This window comes from Bradyrhizobium sp. USDA 4474, assembly GCF_054057515.1.
In genome coordinates this window covers 2,938,356-2,961,396 of record NZ_JBSRZJ010000002.1, presented here as the reverse complement: position 1 = coordinate 2,961,396, position 23,041 = coordinate 2,938,356, and the positions used below count along the sequence as shown (strand labels likewise).

At 64.4% G+C, this 23,041-nt stretch carries 23 protein-coding genes and 1 tRNA gene; 17 read left to right on the top strand and 7 right to left on the bottom strand.

What is annotated here, in order from left to right:
• Positions 1 to 167 precede the first annotated feature (167 nt).
• The gene (locus tag ACVW16_RS15865; RefSeq protein WP_456737007.1) at positions 168 to 953 is read left to right on the top strand and encodes an SDR family NAD(P)-dependent oxidoreductase; all 786 of its coding nucleotides are present in this window, start codon (positions 168 to 170) and stop codon (positions 951 to 953) included.
• Positions 954 to 1,118: 165 nt separating this feature from the next.
• Here ACVW16_RS15865 and ACVW16_RS15860 read toward each other — a convergent pair whose 3' ends face one another.
• Both ACVW16_RS15860 and ACVW16_RS15855 read right to left on the bottom strand, forming a co-directional pair.
• Positions 1,119 to 1,391, bottom strand: coding sequence for a GlsB/YeaQ/YmgE family stress response membrane protein (locus tag ACVW16_RS15860; RefSeq protein WP_200470495.1), 273 nt, complete (start codon positions 1,389 to 1,391; stop codon positions 1,119 to 1,121).
• Positions 1,392 to 1,419: 28 nt separating this feature from the next.
• Positions 1,420 to 2,001, bottom strand: coding sequence for a YidB family protein (locus ACVW16_RS15855; RefSeq protein WP_456700109.1), 582 nt, complete (start codon positions 1,999 to 2,001; stop codon positions 1,420 to 1,422).
• 179 nt (positions 2,002 to 2,180) lie between these two features.
• On the opposite strand from ACVW16_RS15855, the gene ACVW16_RS15850 reads away from it, so the two are divergent.
• Both ACVW16_RS15850 and ACVW16_RS15845 read left to right on the top strand, forming a co-directional pair.
• On the top strand, positions 2,181 to 3,188 hold the full coding sequence (locus ACVW16_RS15850; protein WP_456737008.1) for a 2-dehydropantoate 2-reductase: 1,008 nt from the start codon (positions 2,181 to 2,183) through the stop codon (positions 3,186 to 3,188).
• A gap of 12 nt (positions 3,189 to 3,200) precedes the next feature.
• Positions 3,201 to 3,416, top strand: coding sequence for a hypothetical protein (locus ACVW16_RS15845; protein ID WP_456700107.1), 216 nt, complete (start codon positions 3,201 to 3,203; stop codon positions 3,414 to 3,416).
• A gap of 73 nt (positions 3,417 to 3,489) precedes the next feature.
• Here the strand turns inward: ACVW16_RS15845 and ACVW16_RS15840 are convergent, their stop codons facing one another.
• Positions 3,490 to 4,125 (bottom strand): hypothetical protein, encoded by a 636-nt coding sequence (locus ACVW16_RS15840; protein WP_456737009.1) that lies wholly within the window; start codon positions 4,123 to 4,125, stop codon positions 3,490 to 3,492.
• A 189-nt stretch (positions 4,126 to 4,314) separates the two neighbouring features.
• Here ACVW16_RS15840 and ACVW16_RS15835 point away from each other — a divergent pair, with 189 nt between their 5' ends.
• From ACVW16_RS15835 to ACVW16_RS15820, 4 genes are all read left to right on the top strand, one after another.
• Entirely contained in the window at positions 4,315 to 4,596 is a 282-nt protein-coding gene (locus ACVW16_RS15835; RefSeq protein WP_456737010.1) for a hypothetical protein, read from the top strand.
• Positions 4,597 to 4,693: 97 nt separating this feature from the next.
• Positions 4,694 to 6,211, top strand: a complete 1,518-nt coding sequence (locus ACVW16_RS15830; protein WP_456737011.1) for an AMP-binding protein — start codon at positions 4,694 to 4,696, stop codon at positions 6,209 to 6,211.
• A gap of 23 nt (positions 6,212 to 6,234) precedes the next feature.
• Entirely contained in the window at positions 6,235 to 6,873 is a 639-nt protein-coding gene (locus ACVW16_RS15825; protein ID WP_456737012.1) for an RraA family protein, read from the top strand.
• 361 nt (positions 6,874 to 7,234) lie between these two features.
• A tRNA-Arg gene (locus ACVW16_RS15820) sits at positions 7,235 to 7,311 on the top strand.
• 38 nt (positions 7,312 to 7,349) lie between these two features.
• Here the strand turns inward: ACVW16_RS15820 and ACVW16_RS15815 are convergent.
• Positions 7,350 to 7,742: a group II truncated hemoglobin gene (locus ACVW16_RS15815; RefSeq protein WP_456737013.1), complete on the bottom strand. Its 393-nt coding sequence runs from the start codon at positions 7,740 to 7,742 to the stop codon at positions 7,350 to 7,352.
• A gap of 2 nt (positions 7,743 to 7,744) precedes the next feature.
• Positions 7,745 to 8,653 carry a helix-turn-helix transcriptional regulator gene (locus tag ACVW16_RS15810; protein WP_456737014.1) on the bottom strand — a complete coding sequence of 303 codons (909 nt, stop codon included), beginning with the start codon at positions 8,651 to 8,653 and terminating at the stop codon, positions 7,745 to 7,747.
• 120 nt (positions 8,654 to 8,773) lie between these two features.
• Between ACVW16_RS15810 and ACVW16_RS15805 the strand changes: the two genes are divergently transcribed.
• From ACVW16_RS15805 to boxB, 4 genes are all read left to right on the top strand, one after another.
• Complete coding sequence (locus ACVW16_RS15805; protein ID WP_456737015.1) at positions 8,774 to 10,321, top strand: benzoate-CoA ligase family protein; 1,548 nt, start codon at positions 8,774 to 8,776, stop codon at positions 10,319 to 10,321.
• A 108-nt stretch (positions 10,322 to 10,429) separates the two neighbouring features.
• On the top strand, positions 10,430 to 11,242 hold the full coding sequence (locus ACVW16_RS15800) for an alpha/beta fold hydrolase (protein ID WP_456737016.1): 813 nt from the start codon (positions 10,430 to 10,432) through the stop codon (positions 11,240 to 11,242).
• A gap of 139 nt (positions 11,243 to 11,381) precedes the next feature.
• Positions 11,382 to 13,070: a 2,3-epoxybenzoyl-CoA dihydrolase gene (boxC, locus tag ACVW16_RS15795; protein ID WP_456737017.1), complete on the top strand. Its 1,689-nt coding sequence runs from the start codon at positions 11,382 to 11,384 to the stop codon at positions 13,068 to 13,070.
• A 100-nt stretch (positions 13,071 to 13,170) separates the two neighbouring features.
• On the top strand, positions 13,171 to 14,622 hold the full coding sequence (gene boxB, locus ACVW16_RS15790) for a benzoyl-CoA 2,3-epoxidase subunit BoxB (RefSeq protein ID WP_456737018.1): 1,452 nt from the start codon (positions 13,171 to 13,173) through the stop codon (positions 14,620 to 14,622).
• Positions 14,623 to 14,701: 79 nt separating this feature from the next.
• On the opposite strand, the gene ACVW16_RS15785 is transcribed toward boxB, so the two are convergent.
• Both ACVW16_RS15785 and ACVW16_RS15780 read right to left on the bottom strand, forming a co-directional pair.
• The gene (locus ACVW16_RS15785; RefSeq protein WP_456737019.1) at positions 14,702 to 15,502 is read right to left on the bottom strand and encodes an SDR family oxidoreductase; all 801 of its coding nucleotides are present in this window, start codon (positions 15,500 to 15,502) and stop codon (positions 14,702 to 14,704) included.
• A gap of 69 nt (positions 15,503 to 15,571) precedes the next feature.
• Complete coding sequence (locus ACVW16_RS15780; protein WP_456700095.1) at positions 15,572 to 16,630, bottom strand: polysaccharide deacetylase family protein; 1,059 nt, start codon at positions 16,628 to 16,630, stop codon at positions 15,572 to 15,574.
• Positions 16,631 to 16,795: 165 nt separating this feature from the next.
• Here ACVW16_RS15780 and ACVW16_RS15775 point away from each other — a divergent pair, with 165 nt between their 5' ends.
• The 6 genes from ACVW16_RS15775 (at position 16,796) to ACVW16_RS15750 (ending at position 22,938) form a co-directional block, all read left to right on the top strand.
• Positions 16,796 to 18,190 (top strand): OmpA family protein, encoded by a 1,395-nt coding sequence (locus tag ACVW16_RS15775; protein WP_456700094.1) that lies wholly within the window; start codon positions 16,796 to 16,798, stop codon positions 18,188 to 18,190.
• Between the two features lie 2 nt (positions 18,191 to 18,192).
• Entirely contained in the window at positions 18,193 to 18,489 is a 297-nt protein-coding gene (locus tag ACVW16_RS15770) for a hypothetical protein (RefSeq protein ID WP_456700093.1), read from the top strand.
• Between the two features lie 101 nt (positions 18,490 to 18,590).
• Positions 18,591 to 19,181, top strand: a complete 591-nt coding sequence (locus ACVW16_RS15765) for a TetR family transcriptional regulator C-terminal domain-containing protein (RefSeq protein WP_456737020.1) — start codon at positions 18,591 to 18,593, stop codon at positions 19,179 to 19,181.
• A complete protein-coding gene (locus tag ACVW16_RS15760; protein WP_456737021.1) occupies positions 19,178 to 20,077 on the top strand; it encodes a haloalkane dehalogenase in 900 nt (299 codons plus the stop codon). Before ACVW16_RS15765 ends, ACVW16_RS15760 begins: the two co-directional genes overlap by 4 nt.
• Before the next feature lie 481 nt (positions 20,078 to 20,558).
• Positions 20,559 to 21,617, top strand: coding sequence for a UPF0104 family protein (locus tag ACVW16_RS15755; RefSeq protein WP_456700090.1), 1,059 nt, complete (start codon positions 20,559 to 20,561; stop codon positions 21,615 to 21,617).
• A 28-nt stretch (positions 21,618 to 21,645) separates the two neighbouring features.
• The gene (locus ACVW16_RS15750) at positions 21,646 to 22,938 is read left to right on the top strand and encodes an ATP-binding protein (protein ID WP_456700089.1); all 1,293 of its coding nucleotides are present in this window, start codon (positions 21,646 to 21,648) and stop codon (positions 22,936 to 22,938) included.
• The last annotated feature ends 103 nt before the right edge of the window (positions 22,939 to 23,041 follow it).

Here is a 23,041-nt window from a genome sequence, read left to right as displayed (position 1 = left end):
AAAAGCCATGGCTCTGACAAGCGTTGATCGCAGGCCCGTCTGCGGCATCGGCATGGAGGTGTGAGCGGTCTGGGCTAATTCCGCTTAGCGGAGTTTGCTGCGATTTGCAGCGCGCGGCAAACTCGCTAAACAGGGCACCACATTCAATCACGGGGAAGGACATCCGGATGGCCAAGGACAGTTTGTGCGCAATCGTGACGGGCTCCGCATCCGGCCTCGGTGCTGCGACTGCGCAAATTCTTGCCGCAAGCGGGGCGCGGCTCGTCATCAACTATTCGTCGAGCAAGACCGAAGCCGAAGCCACGGCAGAGCTCTGCCGCAAGGCCGGCGCCGCCGAAGTTCTGGTCGCGCAGGGCGACGTCTCGAAGGATGACGATTGCCGTAGAATCGTTGCGGCCGCCAGCGGCTGGGGCAAGCTCGACGTCCTCGTCAACAATGCCGGCACCACCAAGCACGTTGCTCATGCCGATCTCGACGGATTGTCGGCGGAAGATTTCCAGCGTCTCTACGGCGTCAACACCATCGGCCCGTTCCAGATGGTGCGCGCGGCGCGCAACCTGCTCGAGGCGGCGTCGAAGGCGTCCGGGCGACCGTCGGCGGTGGTGAACGTCTCTTCGGTCGCCGGCATCAGCGGCGTCGGATCGTCGATCGCCTATGCCGCGAGCAAGGGCGCGCTCAACACCATGACACTGTCGCTGTCACGCGCACTCGCGCCGCTGGTCCGCGTCAACACCGTGTGTCCCGGTTATATCGACACGCCCTGGTTCACGAAGGGCCGCGGCGAGGCCGGCGCCAAGCAGGTGCGCGACAGTGTGGTGGCGAAGGTGCCGCTGAAGGTTGCCTCTTCAGCCGAGGACATCGCACAGCTCGTCTGCTTCCTGGCGATGCCGGCCTCCAGCAACATGACCGGCGAGGTCGTGCGCATGGATGCGGGGATGCATCTGATTACGTGAACCCGTCATTGCGAGCGAAGCCCAGCAATCCAGAAATCTGTCCCTAGAGACAGTCTGGATTGCTTCGTCGCATCAGCGCAAAATTGCTTCGCAATTTTGTCGCGAGCTCCTCGCAATGACGGAGAGCCTGAGGCGGCAACGTGCCTCTATCTCACCGCCTTCGGGCTACCCCTTGATCACGCCGCTCGCGACCAGCCGGTGCCAGATGAACAGCACCACCACCGCGCCGATCGTGGCCATGATGAATCCCGCGCCCTGATCAGGACCGTAATGGCCGATGGCCTGACCGACGAAGGTCGCCAGGAACGCACCGACGATTCCGAGGATGGTGGTGAGGATGAAGCCGCTGGGGTTGTTCGGCCCCGGCGCCAGGAAACGCGCGATCAGGCCGGCGACGAAGCCGACCACGATGATCCACAACAGGCCGCCCATGCTCATCTCAGTGCTCCCCTCGTTTTGACGAAAATCAGAGTCTGCCCGAGATCTCGTTCTCGGTCGGTAGCCGTCCATCCGGCGTCAAATGATCGACCACCTGCGGCAGGTATTGGCTGAGACCCGATAGCAGCTCGTCGCGCGACAGGCCGCTCTGCGCGGACAGACTCTGGATCTGATCGGCGCCGAGCGCATTGGCGAGATCGCCGGGGCTGATGGGCTTGTTCTCGCCCTTGCCAACCCAGCTGTTCGCGGTCTCGCCGTGGCCGCCCTGCTTGAGCTGGTTGAGGAGATCGCCGAGGCCTCCGCTCAGCACGGAGCCGGCCGCCCCGCCCGCGAGCAGGCCGCCGAGGCCGCCTTTGAGGACATCACCGATGCCGCCACCGCCAACACCACCGCCTGGGCCCGCATTCACGGGCGGCGGCACAGGCGCCGGCGCCGACTGCGGCGCGCCGCCCGGCTGGCCTGCCGTCAGATGCTTGAATGCCTTCCATGCGAGCAGGCCGAGGATCGCCATGGTCATCGGCGACATGCCGCCGGAAGAGCCTTGCGGGCTTGGGGTGCTCGGGCCGCGGGGTCCGTTCTGCATGCCGTTGAGGACGTCGAGTAGACCCATGATGTTCTCCTTTGGCGTTCTCGTCGGCGAGCTCTCGCCGGTGATAGGCCCCCGTGCAAAAACATATGGGCGTCTCATGACGGTTACAAGGCAGATGCACTTTGGCCGCGATGGGCAGCCGGCCTCGCCTCCGGTCTAAGCCTCTGCTATCGAAAGCGCATCATTGTGGAGCAGGTCAGGTGGTGACGGATCGATCGATCGTGGTGGCCGGCGCGGGCGCCATCGGCTGTTTCGTCGGCGGCCAGCTGGCCGCCTCCGGCCGCCGCGTCGCGCTGCTGGTGCGGTCGCGGGTGAAGACCGAGATCGAGCGGTTCGGTTTGCGGCTGACGGATTTCGACGGCTCCGAGAGGAAGCTCGGCCCCGGCCAGCTCGCGCTGTCGGAGGATCCGTCGATCCTCTGCGGCGCCGGCATCGTGCTGGTGACGGTGAAGAGCGCCGACACGGCCGATGTCGCCGATCAGATCGCGCAGCATGCGCCGCAGGATGCCGTGATCGTGTCGTTGCAGAACGGCGTCGGAAATGTCGCCGTGCTGAGGGAGCTTCTCGGCGGCCGGCGCGTGCTCGCCGGCATGGTGCCGTTCAATGTGGTCGCAATGGGCGAGGGGCGCTTCCATCGTTCCAGCTCCGGAGACATCCAGGTGGGTGAAGACGCGGACAACATTGCTGCCGCGCTGTCGGTGCCGGGTCTTGACCTGCGCGCGAGCCGCGACATCGCCGGCGTGCAATGGGGCAAGCTCATCATCAATCTGAACAACGCACTCAGCGCACTGTCCGACATGCCGCTTGCCGCCCAATTGGCGAACCGCGACTGGCGAAAACTGTTCGCCGACCAGATGGCGGAAGGCCTGGCTGCGCTGAAGGCCGCCGGCATCACGCCGGTGTCGTCGACGCCCATCCCGATGAACTGGACGCCGGCGATGCTCAGACTGCCCGACATGATCTTCAAAGCGATTCTGCGGCGGACCATGAAGATCGATCCGGAGGCGCGCTCCTCGATGTGGCAGGATCTGAAGCAGGGCCGCAAGACCGAAATCGACTATCTGCAGGGCGCGGTCATTGCGCTTGCCGAGCAGAACAATGTCGATGTGCCGCTGATGCGTCGCATTGCTGTGCTGGTCAAGGAGGCGGAGACGGCGGCTAAGGGCCCGCCCGGCCTTTCGCCTCAACAGATCCGTGGTGTGGTTTGAGTGGAGGAGCCGATGAAACGTTCTCTAGTGATCGGGCTCGGGCTGGCCGCGCTCTGCGGCGCCTCCCGCCTGGCGGAGGCCCGGCCGCCGACCGTCGTGAACTCGCCGGGCTACGACGCGCGCTTGCAGGAGAGCCGGAAGGCGCTGAGCAATTCACAGGCAACGACAGAACCGGTTGCGCCGGCGGTAACCCCACCGAAGCGTTCGAAGAAGAAGCAGACGCGCTGAGGGTCGGGCGCGAATCTCCATCCACTCGTCATTGCGGGCGCAGCGAAGCCGCAACGACGGATGTGGAGACAGCTTACCCCTTCTTGGCCGGCTTGCTCGGCGCCGGGCTGAACAGCTTCTTCAGGTCGCTGAGGCTTTCCGACAGCCGCGGCCATTCGCAGGAGAACGCGCCCTTGATGCAAGGGGCATTCTTCGGCCGCGCACCCAGCACCTTCGGGCGCTCCACCGGCACGGGCACGCGCTCGACCTCGGTTCGCAGCGCGACCTGCTGGAGCTGCTGCGCCTGCCGCTCGCGCTTCTGCTCCTGCTGCTGCTGCTGCTCGCGCTGTTGCCGCGCCAGGGCCTCGGCGGCTTCATTGCTGCGGCGCTGATCGGCAAGATAGGCGGTGTAGGATTCGTCGATCTTCTTCTGCTCCTCCCGCGTCGGGTTGGGACCTGCGATGTCGAAGGTGCGGTCCTGGAGGAAGTCGTAATAAGTGTAGCCGCCGCCAGCCTTGCGCCGGCCGGCGAATTTGGCATTGCAGTCCGCAAGAGCTGCCGTCTTTTCGGCCTTGGTCGCGGATTTTTCGGCGGCGTCGGCGCATTCCTCGAAGTCGATAGGGGCGCGCTTCCACCATTCGGCGTGGGCATGCGGCGTGGTCAGCAGAAAAATTCCTGCTGCGGCAACGAGAAGTGGCGCCGCACGACGCGATGCAAACACGGACAACATTCTGCGAGAGCCTGAGAAACTCAACCCCAACTGAGTCGTCGCCGATTTTTGCCCCTTTCTCGTCGGCTTGTCACCCATGGAACTCGGGAAATTCATGGCTGGGTTGCTGACATTTTTTGCTTGACGTGGCTCGGGAGCCGCAGCCGCAGGGCGCATTTACCGGTTTGAATGCGAAGAGAAATTCTCATCATGAGAGCGTCGACCTGTTTCTCCGCCATCGCATTGGCGCAGGTTTGCGGCCGCGCACTGGCCGCGGACGAGAATGCACCGAACCCCAAGCCGGTGAACGTCCTCGCCGGTGCGGGGCTGTCGGTCGGCGGCATGTTGCCGCTCCACCTCTCCAGCGGCTGGTCGATACGCTGCCGGCGATCTCGCGCGCCATCATCGTGCTGCACGGACGCCTGCGCGATGCGTTACGATATGTCGGCGCATACCGCGCCGAGCGCGGCGTCATTGACGAAGGAGCGCTGAATGCAGAAGCTTGAAGGGTCGGCTCCGGCTGTTACACTTCGCTGCGCGACGCGGCCCATCCTGAGGCCCCGCCAAGAAAACGAAATGGAAACGCCTGATGCTGCTGCCCCTGTCCGATGTGCCGCGCTGGTACGCGCAACGCAAACCCGAGGGCGCCATCGCCGTCCAGCACGGTCGGGACAGACTGACATGGGACCAGCTCGAACGCGGTGCCAACAGGCGGGCGCGCGCCTTTGCGGCGAAGGGCGTCAGGCCCGGCGATTTCGTCGCGATCGGATTGCCCAACAGCAATGCGTTTTTCGAGACCACGTTCGCGGTATGGAAATGCGGTGCGACGCCGACCTCGCTGTCGTGGCGGCTGCCGCGCGGCGAAGCCGCGGCCGTGCTCGAGATTTTGAAGCCCGCGCTCGTGGTCGGCGGCGAGGCCGACTGGAATGCGCCGAACCGCTTGCCTGCGGATTTTGTGCCGGACGGTTTTTCCGATGAGCCGCTCGATCACCCGGTCGCGCGCTACTGGAAGGCCATGACCTCCGGCGGCTCGACCGGGCGTCCCAAGGTGATCCTCGACCATCAGCCTGCGGTGACTGATACCCTCGCTGCGCCGCCGCTCAATATTCCCGCTGCAGTCTCGCTGCTCAATCCAGGCCCCCTTTATCATAATGCGCCGTTCATCGTGTCGCATTTTGCGCTGTTCACCGGCGGCAAGCTGACCGGCCTCGTCAGGTTCGATGCTGAGGAGACGCTGCGCCAGATCGAGCGCGAGCGCGTGCAATGGGTCAATTTCGTGCCGACCATGATGCACCGGATCTGGGCGCTGCCTGATAAGGTTCGCAATGGCTATGACGTGTCGAGCCTTCAGACCGTGTTCCACATGGCAGCGCCGATGCCGCCCTGGCTGAAGGAAAACTGGATCGCCTGGCTTGGGCCGGACAGGGTCTGGGAGCTCTATGGCGGCACCGAGCGCCAGGGCGCCTGCATCATATCAGGTACCGAATGGCTGACGCATAAGGGCTCCGTCGGCAAGATCGCGGAGACGGCGAGGCTTCGCATCATCGGCGAGGACGGCAATGACGTCGCGCCCGGTGAGACGGGCGAGATCTATTTCCTCAACAACGACGGCAAGGACGCCACCTATCACTATCTCGGCGCCGAGCCGAAGCGCCGCGCCGACGGCTGGGAATCGCTCGGCGATATCGGCCGGCTCGACGCCGAAGGCTATCTCTATCTGGGCGACCGCCTCGCCGACATGGTGCTGCGCGGCGGTGCCAACATCTATCCGGCCGAGGTCGAGGCTGCCGTCTCCGCGTGCCCCGGCGTGCGCTCCTGCGTGGTGGTGGGCCTGCCTGATCCTGAGCTCGGCCAGCGCGTGCATGCCATCGTCGAGCCGGACCCCGGCGCGGACGGTCAGGTGATCGCAGACAGCATGGCGGATTTTTTGAAAGACCGGCTCAGCCGCTACAAGCATCCGGAGAGTTTTGAGTTCGTTAGCGCGCCGCCGCGTGACGATTCCGGAAAGGTTCGCCGCACGCTGTTGCGCGACGAGCGCGCGGCGTGGATGAAGGAAGGCCGCGCCTTCCGCATCATGCCCGCGCAGGCCCGGGCGCACGCCGAATAAGAGCCTCGGAAGGACTGAACCTCATGACGATCACCATCGCAGCGAACAGCGTGCCGAAGCCTCCCGCCGATATCATCGAAGGCTTCAGGAATGCACCAACCTCGATCATTTCGGACAATCTCAGCCGGCTGCCTGGCGCGGTCGGGCTGAAGCCCTATCATCGCAGCGGCAAGCTGGTCGGCGCGGCCTTCACGGTCAGGACCCGTCCCGGCGACAATCTTGCCATCCATCGCGCACTCGAGCTGGTCGGTCCCGGCGACGTCATCGTGGTCGATGGCGGCGGCGACGAGACCCGGGCCCTGGTCGGCGAGATCATGAAGAACATCGCGCAATGGCGCAAAGCCGAAGGCTATGTCATCGACGGCGCCATCCGCGACGTGGCCGCCTTCGCCGGCGACGACTTTCCCTGCTTCGCCCGCGCGGTGATCCATCGCGGGCCCTACAAGAACGGCCCAGGCGAGATCAACGTGCCTGTGACGGTCGGTGGCAGCGTGATCTCGCCGGGTGACATCGTGGTCGGTGATGAAGATGGCGTGGTGTCGTTTCCCGCCGCCGGCGCCGCGATGCTGCTGGAGGCGGTGCGTGTCCAGATCAGGCGCGAGGAGGAGACCCTGAAGGCGATCCGCGACGGGCGCTACCAGGGGGCTTATGGGAAATCCTGAGCGAGGCGGCGCTCAAGTCAAAGCGATCGCCGGATCGATCTAAAACCCAATCGGCTATCGTACCTTTCGAAGTGATTTCGCGTTCTCTGTTTCGATCAAGGCTTTCTGATATTTCCTACGGTGAGATTGCATCGAGTGGTGAGGAATCGCGCACTTGAGGTCGCTGCGAGTTCAGGAGCCGGCAATGGTCCAGCGTATACGTGAGCTTGAAAGGTGAATTCAAAGACCGGCTCTTGTCCGCCTCTTGGCCGCGGTGAGCCAATCTGCCGCAAAATAAAATGGAGGGCGGCGAGGGCTTCCGATTCGGCCCTCGCTTTGATATGTACAGCTCCAGGCAACCCGTCTCCTTGGCGGGTTCCGCGGTCCCGTAGCTCAGCCGGATAGAGCGGCGGTTTCCTAAACCGTAGGTCGCATGTTCGAGTCATGCCGGGATCGCCATTCCAAAACGCGGCTTTTCAAAATCGGCCGCGGGCGCGCTACCGGTTGCGCATCCAGTCGGCCAAGCCCGATATCGCGCGATCGAGCTCCTGGCGCGCGGCGCCATCCTTCACCGTCTCCTCCATCGCGCCGCGCATGCACAGCATCCAGGCGTCGCGCTCGGCATCGCCGATGGCAAAGCCGATGTGCCGCTGCCGCAGCCGCGGATGGCCCTTCTCGGGGGAATAGAGCTTGGGGCCGCCGGTCCATTCCGTGAGATAGCGTTTCAGCACATCCCTGATCGGGCCGAGATCATCCGCATGCATGGCCCGGATAATCTTCGCTTCCGGCAGCGTGTCCATACGGCCGTAGAAGCGGTCGACCAGAAGGTCGATCGTGGCACTTCCGCCGATCCGCTCGAACATCGTGGTGCTGACGTCGCTGTCGGTCATCTCTACAGCGCCACGCTCCGCAGGCCGAAGCTGCGCGCTTCGTTCTGCAACACCGGCCGCACGGCGTCGATCAGCCTTGCGGCCGCCGCGTCGACCGACAGCCCCGCCGTATCCACCACCGCCGTCGCGCGCGCGTAGAGCGGCTCGCGGCTGAGCAAGATGTTGCGCAGCTCCGCCATGGCGGAGCGGTCGTCGGCCATCGGGCGCAGGTCGCCCTGGCGGCGCACGCGGGCCATGTGCTCCTCGGGATCGGCCTTCAGCCAGATCGTGTAGAACGAGGTCAGGATCCGGTCGAAGGTCAGCGGCTCCGAGACGATGCCGCCGCCGGTTGCCAGCACCATCAGCTCGTTGCGCGCGAGCAGCTGCTGCAGCGCTGCCTGCTCCATGCGGCGAAAGCCTTCCTGGCCATATAGTGCGATGATCTCGGCGACCGAGAGGCCGTTCTGTTGCTCGACCTCCTTGTTGAGTTCGACAAAGCTCCAGCCGACCTTCTTCGCCAGCATTCTTCCGAGAGTGGATTTGCCGGCGCCGCGCAGCCCGATCAGCGCGATGCCGCAGAACGGCGCGCGCCGTGGCGCGGATGCGTTGCCGCCGGCGAGCAGATCCTTTGCCTGCGCGATCTGCGCTGGTGTCGCCTTGCGCAAGAGATCGCGAAACATCTGCCAGTCCGGTGTCGGGTCGGCTGACGGCAGCAGGTCCTCAAGATGTGCGCCCATCGCGTCGGAGACGCGGCGCAGCAGCACGATCGAGACATTGCCCTTGCCGCTTTCGAGCTGCGCGATGTAGCGCTCCGAAATTCCTGATACCTTGGCGAGCACTTTGCGCGACATGCCGCGCAATGCGCGCATGGTGCGCACGCGCTGGCCGAGTTGTTCGAGAAAGCGGGATTCGGCGTCGGGACTATCGGTCATGAGCCTTCTTTACAGGGGTCCTGCGGCGCATCTTAATGAAACATAGTGCCAACTGCCATTGACAGCAAGCTGTCCCGGTGTCTTTCTATGAATTATAATTCTAATTCTGGGGAGACGACCGTGAGCGAGGGATCCTACAACGCGGTGACCTGGCTGCTCGACCGTAACGTTGAGGAAGGCCGGGGAGGCAAGCTCGCCTTCGACGACACCGTCTCGCGGCTCACCTATGGCGAACTCCAGCGCGAGACGCGGCGTGCGGCGAACATGCTCCGCCGGCTCGGCGTCCGCCGCGAGGAGCGCGTCGCGATGATCATGCTGGATACGATCGATTTCCCGATCGTTTTCCTGGGCGCGATCCGCGCCGGCATCGTGCCGGTGCCGCTGAACACGCTGCTCACGGCGGATCAATACGCCTACATCCTCGCCGACTGCCGCGCGCGCGTGCTGTTCGTGTCCGAAGCGGTGTTGCCGGTGCTGAAGGAGGTGATCGGACGGCTGCCCGATCTCGAGCATGTCGTCGTCTCCGGCAAGGACGCGCATGGCCACGAGCTGCTCGCCCCAGAGCTCGCGCGCGAGAGCGACACATTCACGACGGCGCCGACCCATCCCGAAGAGCCGGCGTTCTGGCTGTATTCGTCGGGCTCGACCGGCATGCCCAAGGGCGTCCGGCATCTGCACGCCAGCCTGCAGGCGACCGCGGATACCTACGGCAAGCACGTGCTCAACGTCCGCGAGGACGACGTCTGTCTCTCGGCGGCAAAGCTGTTCTTCGCCTACGGCCTCGGCAACTCGCTGACTTTCCCGATGTCGGTCGGTGCCAGCACGGTGCTGAATTCGGCGAGGCCAACTCCGGAGCTGATGTTCGAGCTCTTGAACAAGTACAATCCGACCCTCTTCTTCGGCGCGCCGACGCTGTTCGCGGCGATGCTGAACGACGAGGCCGCAAAGTCCGCGCGGGCAGGGACGCGCCTGCGTATCTGCGCCTCCGCCGGCGAGGCGCTGCCGGAATCGGTCGGCAACAATTGGAAGTCACGGTTCGGCGTCGACATCCTCGACGGCATCGGCTCGACCGAGCTGCTGCACATCTTCCTGTCGAACGCCCCCGGCGACATCAAATACGGCACCTCCGGCCGCGCCGTCCCCGGCTACAAGGTCCGCCTGGTCAGTGACGCCGGCGACGATGTGCCGGATGGCGAGGTCGGCGAACTCCTGGTCGAGGCACCCTCGGCCGGCGAGGGCTATTGGAATCAGCGCGCCAAAAGCAGGAACACCTTTCAGGGCCACTGGACCCGCACCGGCGACAAATATGTGCGCGGCGCCGATGGCCGTTACACCTTCTGCGGCCGTGCCGACGACATGTTCAAGGTATCCGGTATCTGGGTTTCGCCGTTCGAGGTCGAGAGCGCGCTGATCACGCATCCCGCGGTGCTGGAAGCCGCCGTTGTCGCCGAAGCCGATCCGGAAGGCCTGTTGAAGCCAAAGGCGTTCGTCGTGCTGCGCGCCGGCAGCGACACCGACAATCTGTACGAAGCGCTGAAAGAGCACGTCAAACAGACGATCGGTCCATGGAAATATCCGCGCTGGATCGAGGTCGTCGACGATCTGCCCAAAACGGCGACGGGCAAGATCCAGCGGTTCAAGTTGCGAGAAGGGGCGAACCAGCCATGAGTTGCTGGCCGGGCTTGACCCTTCCATCGACGTGCAGCCGCCTGCGACCAAAGGCCTGGATGCCCGGGTCAAGCCCGGGCATGACGACGGAAAGAGATGAGCAAGGACATGACCAACCTCCCCCCCTCCGGCTTCCTGAGCATCGGCGCCGCCAGCCTCGAATACATCTGGCTCGCGCCGCAAGCCGCCGACGCGCCCACCATCGTCATGCTGCATGAAGGCCTCGGCTCGGTCGGCCTGTGGGGTGATTTCCCCGAGAAGCTGCGAGAGGCCACCGGCGCCGGCATCTTCGCCTATTCACGCGCGGGTTACGGCCGGTCCAGTCCGGCGACATTGCCGCGGCCGCTCGACTACATGCAGCGTGAGGCGCTGGACGTGCTGCCGAAGGTGCTCGAGGCCGTTCCCTTCAAGCGCGGGCTGTTGCTCGGCCATTCCGACGGCGGCTCAATCGCTGCGATCTATGCTGGGTCCCATCAGGATCATCGCCTGCAAGGCGTCGCGCTGATCGCGCCGCATTTCATTGTCGAGGATATCTCCGTCGCGTCCATCGCTGCGATCAAGACGACGTATGAGACCTCCGACCTCAAGGCAAAACTCGCGCGCTGGCACCAGGACGTCGACAACGCCTTCTATGGCTGGAACGGCGCCTGGCTCGATCCGGCATTCCGCGACTGGGACATCTCGGAATATCTCGCCTACATCCGCGTTCCCATCCTGGTCGTTCAAGGCAAGGACGACCAGTATGGGACGCTGCGCCAAGTCGAGATCGCGCAGCAGGAATGTTATTGCCCGGTCGATGTGACGATCATTCCAGGCGCCGGGCATTCTCCCCACCGCGAAGCGCCGGCGCCAACGCTTGACGCCATCGGGCAATTTGCAAAAGCCGCTTTGCGGGACGACCGGGGGCTCCAAGTTGCGTGACGCGTCCCAGGCGACTCGCGACGGCGCTGGCACCAAGATGAAGCAAAGTGCATGTCCGGCCTGGATTTGATCTAGACACCTCTCGAAAGATGCACTATTGTGCATCTAAGACAAACCAAGACGAGCTCAAGGGTAGCCCATGGCCGGGGAAGATCGGCGCCTCGCAGGCGGCGCAACATTCATCGATTTCCAGACCGATCCGTCCCGCTACAAGCACTGGAAGCTGGCGGTCGAGGGCGAGGTCGCGACGCTCACGATGGACGTCGACGAGAATGGCGGCCTGTTCGAGGGCTATCTGCTCAAGCTCAATTCCTACGATCTCGGCGTCGACATCGAGCTTGCGGACGTGGTCCAGCGGCTCCGCTTCGAGCATCCCGAGGTGAAGGTCGTGGTGATGCGCTCGGCCAAGAACCGCGTGTTCTGCGCCGGCGCCAACATCCGCATGCTCGCCGGCTCGACCCATGCCCACAAGGTGAATTTCTGCAAGTTCACCAACGAGACGCGCAACGGCATGGAAGATTCGTCGGAGAATTCCGGCCAGCGCTTCATCACGGTCGTGAACGGCTCGGCCGCCGGCGGCGGCTACGAGCTCGCGCTGGCAACTGACCACATCATCCTCGCTGACGATGGCGCGTCTGCCGTTGCGCTGCCCGAAGTGCCACTGCTCGCGGTGCTCCCTGGCACTGGCGGTCTCACGCGGGTCGTCGACAAGCGCAAGGTGCGCCGCGACCACGCCGACTTCTTTTGCACCATCGAAGAGGGCGTGAAGGGCAAGCGCGCGGTGCAGTGGCGCCTCGTCGACGAGATCGCACCGAACTCCAAGCTCGAGGCCAAGGTCGTCGAGCGCGCCAGGGAGTTCGCGGGCAAGTCGAAGCGTGCCGGCAGCGGCAAGGGTATCACGCTCTCTCCGCTGAAGCGCGTCATCGACGAGACCAGCATCCGCTATGGCTTTGTCACCGTCGACATAGACCGCATTGCGCGCGTCGCCACCATCTCGATCAAGGCGCCGGAGACGGCGCCGCCCGCCGACATCGACGGCATGATGGCGCAGGGCGCGTCGTTCTGGCCGTTGCAGGTGGCGCGCGAGCTCGACGACGCCATCCTGCATCTGCGCATCAACGAGCTCGAGATCGCGATGCTCGTGTTCAAGAGCCATGGCGACCGCGCCCATGTGCTGGCATCCGACGCCTTCCTCGAAGCCAACAAGGCGCACTGGCTGGTCAACGAAATCAGGCATTATTGGAAGCGCGTGCTCAAGCGCATCGACGTCACCTCGCGCACGCTGGTGACGCTGGTCGAGCCGGGCTCCTGCTTCGCCGGCACGCTCGCTGAACTCGTCTTCGCCGCCGACCGCTCCTACATGCTGATCGGCACGCGCCAGGGCGACAACCAGCCGCCGCCCTCGATCGAATTGTCGGTAATGAATTTCGGTCCCTATCCGATGAGCCACGGCCTGACGCGGCTGGAGTCGCGCTTCCAGGCCGATCCGGCGGACGTGGAGCGCGCGGAAGCCACCCTCGGCACCGCTCTCGACGCCGAGCAGGCTGAAGAACTTGGCCTCGTCACCTTCGCGCTCGACGACATCGACTGGGACGACGAGGTGCGCGTGTTCCTGGAGGAACGCGCCAGCTTCTCGCCCGACAGCCTCACCGGCATGGAAGCGAGTCTGCGCTTCGTCGGCCCCGAGACGATGGAATCAAAAATCTTCGCGCGCCTCACCGCCTGGCAGAACTGGATCTTCCAGCGCCCGAACGCGGTCGGCGAGGAGGGCGCGCTGCGCCGCTACGGCAGCGGCCAGAAGCCGAAATTCGATATGACGCGAGTCTAGCGAATAGGGAGTGGCGAACGGCGAACAGGAATTTTCACCCGCCATTCGCTGGTCGCCATTCGCCCCTTGAAACGAGCCAGTCTCCACACGGGAGGTCCACATGAACATGAACATCATGAACGTCGACTACTCGACCAAGATTCCGAACAACGTGAATCTCGCCGAAGACCGCCAGGTGCTGAAGGCGCTCGAGGGCTGGCATCCCGGCTACATGGATTGGTGGAGCGACATGGGCCCCGAAGGCTTCCAGGAGTCGCTGGTTTATCTGCGTACCGCTTACTCGGTCGATCCGCGCGGCTGGGCCAAGTTCGATTATGTGCGCATGCCCGAATATCGCTGGGGCATCCTGCTTGCGCCGCAGGAAGAGAACCGCGTCGTGCCGTTCGGCGAGCATTATGGCGAGCCCGCCTGGCAGGAAGTTCCGGGCGAATATCGCGCCATGCTGCGCCGCCTGATCGTGATCCAGGGCGACACCGAGCCTGCTTCCGTCGAGCAGCAGCGCCATCTCGGCAAGACCGCACCCTCGCTCTACGACATGCGCAATTTGTTCCAGGTCAATGTCGAGGAAGGCCGTCATCTCTGGGCGATGGTGTATCTGCTCCAGAAATATTTCGGCCGCGACGGCCGCGAGGAAGCCGACGATTTGCTGCGCCGCCGCTCCGGCGATGCCGACGCGCCGCGCATGCTCGGCGCCTTCAACGAGGCGACGCCGGACTGGCTGTCCTTCTTCATGTTCACCTACTTCACCGACCGCGACGGCAAGATGCAACTGCATTCGCTGGCGCAGTCGGGCTTCGATCCGCTGTCGCGCACCTGCCGCTTCATGCTGACCGAGGAAGCCCATCACATGTTCGTCGGCGAGACCGGCATCACCCGCGTCGTGCAGCGCACCTGCGATGCGATGCGGGAGGCGGGCATCAGTGATCCCACCGACATCGCCAAGGTCCGCGCGTTGGGGGTGATCGATCTTCCGACCATCCAGAAGAAGTTGAACCTGCACTACACGCTGTCGCTGGATCTGTTCGGCTCGGAAGTCTCGACCAACGCGGCCAATGCCTTCAACACCGGCATCAAGGGCCGTTATCACGAGACCCAGATCGACGACGATCACCAGCTCAAGAATTCGACCTATCCGGTGCTGAAGTTGGTCAACGGTGAGATCAAGCTGGTCGAGGAGCCGGCGCTGACCGCGCTCAACATGCGCCTGCGCGACGATTACAGCCAGGATTGCGTCAAGGGCATGCTGCGCTGGAACAAGGTGATCTCGACTGCCGGCTACGACTACCAGCTCAAATTGCCCAACGTCGCCTTCCACCGCCACATCGGCGAGTTCAAGGACGTGCATGCGACGCCCGACGGCATCCTGATCGACGATGTCACCTGGGGCAAGCGCAGAGACGATTGGCTGCCCTCGACTGCCGACGGCGACTTCATCACCTCCTTGATGCAGCCCGTCACCGAAAGCGGCAAGTTCGCGTCCTGGATCTCGCCGCCGAAGGTCGGCATCGACAACAAGCCGGGCGATTTCGAGTACGTGAAGATCGAGTCGTAAGGTGGTTGGCGAATGGTGAATGGCTAGTGGCGAGTAGAACAGCTACTCGCCGTTCGTTACTCGCCATCCGCGCGCAGCGTTACCCCGCGATCTCCAGCCCCGCATTCGCGTACACCACGCCGCCATCGACCGCGATGGTGTTGCCCACCACGTAATCCCCTGCGCGCGAGGCCAGATAGATCGCAACGCCGGCCATGTCCTCGTCGGTGCCGATGCGGCGCGCGGGAATGCGCTTGGCGACGTCGTCTGCGTGGTCGCGTGCGGCGCGGTTCATGTCGGACTTGAACGCGCCCGGCGCGATCGCGGTGACGTTGATGTTGTCCTTGATCAGCTTCGTCGCCATGCGCCGTGTCAGATGAATCACCGCGGCCTTGCTCGCGGCGTAGGAATAGGTCTCGCCGGGATTGACGAAGATGCCGTCGACGGAGGCGATGTTGATGACCTTGGCAGGGCGCGCATGCGAGGCCGCGGCCCGCAGCGGCTTGGCCAGCGCCTTGGTCAGGAAGAACAGCGACTTGACGTTGAGGTCCATCACCTTGTCCCAGCCGCTTTCCGGGAATTCGTCGAACTCCGCGCCCCAGGCCGCGCCCGCATTGTTGACGAGGATGTCGAGCTTCGGCTCCAGCTTGATGATTTCGGAAGCGAGCCTGTCGCAGCCTTCGACGGTCGAGATGTCGATCGGCAGCGCGATGCATTCGCCGTCATATTGCGCCGAGAGCTCTTTCGCGGTGGCTTCGCAGGGGCCTGCCTTCCGTGCGGTGATGTAGACCTTTGCGGCGCCGGCGCCGAGAAATCCGGCCGCGATCATCTTGCCGATGCCACGCGAGCCGCCGGTCACGAGTGCGATGCGGCCTTTGAGCGAGAATAGATCGTTGGACATGCTGCCTCCCTTGAGTTGGCGCTCGTTTTGAGCGCGGCGGGGAGGGGAGTCAAGGAAGGGGCGGCTGGATCAAGCCGCCGAGATCCGGCGAAAACCGTTCCACATCGCGGTCGCGGCGCCCGAGGTCAGCACCGGCAGAATGCGCGCATCCTGGTAATTTCCGTTGAGCGAGACGCGCGGCAGCGCGGTCATCTGGCCGGCGTTTTCGGCGAACAACATGCCGGGCCGCGTCGTCACTGCGGTCTTGAAGCCGGCGGATGCGGCGAGCGCAAATTCGCGCGTTCCTGCGGCATCGTGGTCACCATAGGGGTAGGCGAGATGCACCACCTCGCGCTCCAGCGCGTTCTCGATCCGCGCCCGGCTCACCGCCATCTCCTGCGCGGCGATCTCCTCGCTCTGCTTGGCGAGGTTGCAATGGCTGACGGTGTGTGCGCCGATCGTGACCAGCGGATCGGTGGCGAGCTGTTTCACCTCGTCCCAGGACAGGCAAAGGCTGCGACACAGCGCGGCCATATCGACCCCATGGGCAGCGCACAGAGCTTCGATCTCGCGCTTCAGATCGGGCTCGCCCGGCAGCGCGCGCAGCCAATCATGCAGACGGTCGAATGCCGCCTGTTTCGCGGCCGTTGTGCTCGCATCGAGCCGAAGCGCCGAACGGCCGATCCGCACCTCGACCTGTTCGGCCCTGGCGATGACGGCCTCCAGCGCGGTCCACCACAATCGACCGGTGCCCTCGGCAAAGTCGCTCGCGACATAGATGGTCGCGGGCGCGTCGAATTCGCGCAGCACCGGCAACGCATGGTCCCGGTTGTCGCGATAGCCGTCGTCGAGGGTGAAGGCGGCGAAGCGGCGCTCGAAGCGGCCCTGCGCCAGCCGCTCGTGCAGTTCGTCCATGCTGACAATGTCGATCTCGCACGAGCGCAAATGGCACAGCGTCGCACGCAGGAAGTCGGGGGTGACCTCGAGATGCCGGTTCGGCTGGAAGGCACTGCCCCGGGCCGGCCGCACATGGTGCAGCATGAAAATGGCGCCGACGCCCGACAGCAGCGGGCGCAGCAGATGGTGCGCCCCGCTGAAATAGAGTGCTCCCAGCCCGGCGCGAATGACGTTGTTTCGAAGTTGTTTCATGACCGGTGGGTCGCCCCTGGCATTCCGCCTTCAATTTTAAGGAATGACCCTTGAAGAAAAAGTTATTCCAATTGTCCACGCGCGGCCTCGCAAAGGGCCCCATTTCCGGTTTGACAGCCTGCCAAGGGTTTGTTTTGTCTCCGGTTCCAGAGTTCGGATCGTCGAATGCAGATGCTTTTCGGGTGGGCCAGCAAGTGGTGGCCGGGGCTGATTCCCCTGGCCGTCATGTGGGGAATTGCGGCCTGGAACAACACTTTGCCTGTCGAGGCCGACCTCTCGGCCCGCAGTTCGGCCGCGCTCAAGGACACCGTCCTGGACAAGACCCGGATCGCGGTCGACGGCCGTGACATCAGCCTGATTGCCGATGCCTTCTCCGAGGAGGGACGCCGCGATGCCGTCACGGCCGTCGAGCTGGTTCCCGGCGTGCGGCTGGTCGATGACCAGACCCGGCTTGCTCCCGAAGCCAAACCCTTCGTCTGGAACGCCGAGCGTGACGTGGTGCGCGTGACGCTGTCGGGCTCCGCTCCGCTGCCGGCGATAAAAGCGCGCCTCACGGAGGCCGCGCGAAAAGAGGCCAACGGGACCGAGATCGCCGATCAGATGGGTCTCGCCCGTGGCGCACCGCCCCGTTTCGAGGCGGCCGCGATGCTGCTGCTCGACCAGATCGGCAAGCTCAAAGACGGCAAGATCACGATATCGGATACCAAGGTCAGTCTGTCGGGCATGGCGCGCGACCTCGGCGGCCGCGAGGCGATCGGCGCGGCGCTGAAGAACCTGCCCGAGGGATTCTCGATCGCCGCCAATGAGATCAAGGCACCGCCTTATATTTTCCAGGCCTACAAGGATCCGGTCGCGGCCACCCTGACGCTGACCGGCTACGTGCCTGACAACGTCGTGCACGCCGCGATCGCGACCAGCGCGTCGCGAAAATTCTTCACTGAGAAGGTCGTCGATAATCTCAAGGCCAGCGTCGGTGCGCCCGGTTCGTTCAACACCGCCGTGATCGCAGCGCTCGGCGCGCTGTCGCGGCTGTCGACCGGTACGCTCGTGGTGTCCGATCGCGAGGTGAAGCTGTCGGGGGATGCGCTTTACGAGGGTGCGGCCAACGACATCCGCGCCGGCCTCGGCAAGGACTTTCCAAAAAACTGGCAATACAAGCCCGAAATCACGGTGAAGCCGCCGGCGGGTCCGGTCGACGGTACCGTCTGCCAGCAACTGTTCTCGGAGCTCTTGGCGAAGGGCAAGATCCGCTTCGAGCCCAAGCGCGCCGACATCGATCCCGACTCCGCCGGCATTCTCGATCATCTGATCGAGACGGCGCTGCGTTGCCCGACCACCGATATCGAGGTTGCCGGCCACACTGATTCCGACGGCGAGGATTCGTTCAACCAGGCGCTGTCCGAGAAGCGCGCGCAGGCGGTGATCGCTTATCTCGTCAAGGCGGGCTTGCCGGCTGAGCGCTTCACTGCTGTCGGCTACGGCAGCACGCAGCCTGTCGCCGGCAACGACACCGACGATGGCAAGGCGCAAAACCGCCGCATCGAATTTCTGGTGAGGTGACGATGCCCTATCTCGTCTCGTTCCATATGGGCTGGCTGATCGGCTCGGTTCTGCTGGGGTTCTGCATGGGCTGGATCTCGGTGGTCCAGCGCGGCAACGGCACCCCGAAGGTCACGGCGCGGTGGCTCGCGGTGCTGGTTGCAGGCCTGCTCGCGGCCTCGTTGGCGCATGTGGTCCCGGGCCGCTTCGGCTACTGGCTCGACCTCGGCCTCATCATGTTCACCTGCTACCTCGTCGGCTGTACCATCGGCGCATGCCTGCGCTATTGGGTGGTCTCCCGGAGCCAGCCGGCAGGCTGATCTGACCTTCAAAGGCTCGGTAACCGATTGATCGGCGACGAGATCGCCGAGGAAACAAGCTGGCGCTTGACAGCAATACGTACGTACGTATTATAGCGCTCATGCCGAAGCCCTCACTCAAAGACGCCATCCTCGACGCCGGCCTCAAGGTCATGTTCCGGACCGGCTACCACGGCACCAGCGTGCGCGACGTCACCACGGCTGCGGGCGCGCCCCAGGGGTCCTTCACCAACCATTTCCGCTCGAAGGAGGCGTTCGCCTCCGAGGTGCTCGACCGCTATTTCGACGTGACTAGGGGACTGGTTGCCGAGGCCCTCGACGACGCCTCGCTGACGTCGCGCGCGCGGCTCAGGCGCTATCTCGACATCATCACCGGCCGGCTGGAGGCTGATGGCTACGCTCGCGGTTGCCTGATCGGCGATCTCAGCCTGGAGGCATCTGGCAGCAGCGAACTGCTGCGCGCGCGCCTTGGGGCCATCTTTGCGGAATGGCGCTCGCCGTTCGCCGCCTGCATCCGCGATGCTCAGGCCAGCGGCGAGATCGCATCCGATTTCGAGCCGGAGGAGCTTGCCGACTTCCTGCTCGCGTCGTGGCAGGGCGCGATCCTGCGCATGAAAGTCGATCGCAATCCCAAAGCGCTCGAGCGTTTCAAGACCATCGCATTCCAAACCGTGTTCAAGGAGCTGACATGACCAAGCAGATCGAGATCCGCAAAGCGTCCGTCCTCGGAAGCAGCATGGCCTATCGCGAGACAGGCGCGGAGGACGCGCCCGTTGCGCTCTTCCTGCACGGCAATCCCACCTCCTCGCATATCTGGCGCAACATCTTGCCGCTGCTGTCATCGGTCGCGCATTGCATCGCGCCCGACAACATCGGCTTCGGCCAATCCGACAAACCGGATATTGCCTATCGCTTCTTCGATCTTGCACGCTATCTCGATGCCTTCATCGACGAACGCGGCATCAAATCGGCCTATCTGGTCGCGCAGGATTGGGGGACGGCGCTCGCATTCCATCTCGCCGCGCGCCGGCCGGAGATCGTGCGCGGATTGGCTTTCATGGAGTTCATCCGTCCGATGCCGACCTGGCAGGACTTTCACCAGGCCGAGGCTGCGCGTGAGACCTTCCGCAAATTCAGGACGCCGGGCGAGGGTGAGGCGATGATCCTCGAGGCCAACGCGTTCATTGAGCGCGTGCTGCCGGGCGGCATCGTGCGCAAGCTCGGCGACGAGGAGATGGCGCCCTATCGCGCGCCGTTCCCGACGCCGGAGAGCCGCCGCCCGGTTCTTGCGCTTCCACGCGAACTGCCGATCGCGAACCAGCCCGCCGATGTCTATGCGACGCTTCAATCGGCGCATGCCGCGCTGGCCACATCGTCCTACCCCAAGTTGCTGTTCTCAGGTGCGCCCGGCGCGCTTGTCTCGCCCGATTTTGCGGAGCGGTTCGCGGCCTCGCTGAGGCATTGCGCGCACGTGCATCTCGGCCCCGGCCTGCACTTCCTTCAGGAGGATCATGCCGAGGCGATCGGTCGCTCCGTCGCGGGCTGGATCGCAGGCATCGAAGCGATTCGCTCACGGCTTGCGGCCTGAAGAGAGCGCTACCTCCGAGCAACGTGCTCATCGCGGCCATCCTGGCGGGTGGCCGAGTGCCTTCTGTGATGCCGCAGTGCAACCCGATGATCTCGGACGAGGCGTCATGAGCGACGCAGTCGTGCGTCCTGCAGTCGCCTCTTTCAACGGGCCGATGCGATCCATAGATTGATTTCGACTTAAGCCGCCGCGGAACATTGTCCGGTCGAAATCATCAAAACTTCATGGCCTCTGCGCAGGATCGCCATGGAGATTCGCCTCGAGCTTGGCGCCGAAAGCGCCAAACCGTGCATCAGGAGCCCACACCCTGCCTAAAATATTGAAGGCACGTGATTTTGTTCACATTGGCGAATTCCACTCGGCCCCGAAACGCGCTAGTGGAGGGGCGGGGGGCATGCGCGAGGCCGGCGGTGAGGGCTCGTTGAATGCCTGTGCGTCGTCCGCCTGTTCGCCGGCCGCTGAAGCGTTGTTCGAGGTCTAGATGCTGGAAGCCATACGCAGAGCGATGACGTTTCTGCGCCACAAGCAAATCCTGCACAAGCTTGGAGTTGTGACCAGCGTCGCGGTCATCGGGATCGCTTGCTATGTGCTCTACCACATGCTCCGCGGCATCGACAAAAACGAGGTGATCGAGGCGATCAAGAGCACCGAGCCGCGCCAGATTGCGATGGCGGCCTTGTTCGTTGCCGCGGGGTATTTCACGCTGACCTTCTACGATCTGTTCGCGGTCCGCGCGATCGGCCATTCCCATGTGCCTTATCGCATCAACGCGCTCGCGGCCTTCACCAGCTATTCGATCGGCCACAATGTCGGCGCCAGCGTCTTCACCGGTGGCGCGGTGCGCTACCGCATCTATTCTGCGAGCGGGTTGAACGCGATCGACGTCGCAAAAATCTGCTTCCTGGCCGGCCTCACCTTCTGGCTCGGCAATGCCGCCGTGCTCGGCCTCGGCATCTCCTATCATCCGGAGGCCGCCGCCGCGATCGACCAGCTGCCGCCCTGGCTCAACAGGATGATCGCGATGATGATCATCGTGGCGCTGGTTGGTTATGTGGTCTGGGTCTGGACGCAGCCCCGGGTGGTCGGGCGCGGCCCCTGGACCGTGGTGTTGCCGGGCGGCCCGCTGACCCTGCTCCAGATCGCGATCGGCATCATCGATCTCGGCTTCTGCGCGCTCGCGATGTACGTGCTGGTCCCCGACGAGCCCAACCTCGGCTTCGTCGTGGTCGCGGTCATCTTCGTCTCGGCGACGCTGCTCGGCTTTGCCAGCCATTCGCCCGGCGGACTCGGGGTGTTCGACGCCGCCATGCTGGTAGGTCTCTGGCAGATGGACCGCGAGGAGCTGCTGGGCGGCATGCTGCTGTTCCGGGTGCTCTATTATCTGTCGCCCTTCGTCATCTCTGTAATCTTGCTGACGTTTCGCGAAGTTATCATCGGTGCGCGGTCCAAGCGCTTGCAGCAGGCGGCGCTCAAGCTCGACCCCGGTCCGGCACCCAAAGCCGCCTATGTGAGAGAGCGTCGCGACGGCAGCGGCGCCTGACCGGCGCAACAAGGAGAAGCCCGCCCCGATGGCGATCGACGCTCCCTCGTCTCCCCCCGCGCAGCCTTGGTCCGACCGGTTGCGGCATTCGACCGTCATCCTGATTGCCGCGGCGCTGGCGTTGTCGGTGGTGGTCTCGCTCGGCGAATTGTCGGCGATCCGGGCCGTGGCGGTGTTCCTGTGCATCGCGGCTGCCGCGCTGATCCCCTGGCGGCTGCATGATGCCGCAACCTCGCGCGACGACGTCAGGCGGGTCAATCCGGTCGAAAGCGCGGCCGTGGCCGCCGTCGTCGCGGGCATGCCTGATCCTGCCGTGCTGCTCGACCGCGCCGGCCGCGTCATCCACCTCAATGCCGCCGCCGCCCAGCTCGCGCCGGCGCTGCGCAAGAACGAGCTGGCCCAGTTCGCGCTGCGCTCGCCGGAGATCATCACCGCGCTGCGCGAATCCATTGCGACCACCGAGCCGCGGCGCGCGACCTATCTCGACCACGTGCCCGTCGATCGCTGGATGGAACTGATCATCACCCCGGTGCCGGTGCCGACAAATTTCGGCGGCGCCGACAAGTGCATGCTGATGACGTTCCACGACCAGACGCCGTTGCGCCGGGTCGAGGAGATGCGGGCCGACTTCGTCGCCAATGCCAGCCACGAATTGCGCACGCCGCTCGCGGCGCTGTCCGGCTTCATCGATACGCTGCAGGGCCAGGCCAAGGACGATCCCAAGGCGCGCGAGCGCTTCCTCGGCATCATGCACAATCAGGCGACCCGCATGGCGCGCCTCATCGACGATCTCTTGTCGCTGTCGCGGGTGGAGCTGTCGGCCCATGTGCGGCCCGACACCCTGGTCGATCTGCTGCCGATCATCTTCCAGGTCGCCGATGGGCTCGAGCCGCTGGCGCGGGAACGTCAGGTCGAGGTCGAGACCCATCTGCCTGAGACCCCGGTCATGATCGCCGGCGACCGGGAGGAGCTGCTCCGCCTGTTCGAGAATCTGATCGAGAACGCGCTCAAATACGGCGCCTCCGGCGGGCGCGTCATCGTGTCGCTGACCGCTCCCTCGGGCACCGATGGAACGCAGGAAATCCGGGTCACGGTCCGCGACTTCGGCCCCGGCATCGCGCCCGAGCACCTGCCGCGCCTGACCGAGCGGTTCTATCGGGTCGATGTCGGCGACAGCCGCTTGCAGGGCGGAACAGGACTGGGACTATCCCTGGTGAAACACATTCTAAATCGTCACCGCGGCCGTCTTTTGATCGAAAGTGTGCCCAAACAGGGCGCCACTTTCACCGCCTGTTTTCCCCAGGCCAAGACTTTCGTCTAGACAAGAAAATCGAGCGATTTCAATTGCTTGATGGTGTCATCCGACTGTCATGAAAGCTTCGTAAAAGCTCAGCCGACCGCTCCTAAAGGGGCGGCGCGGGGAG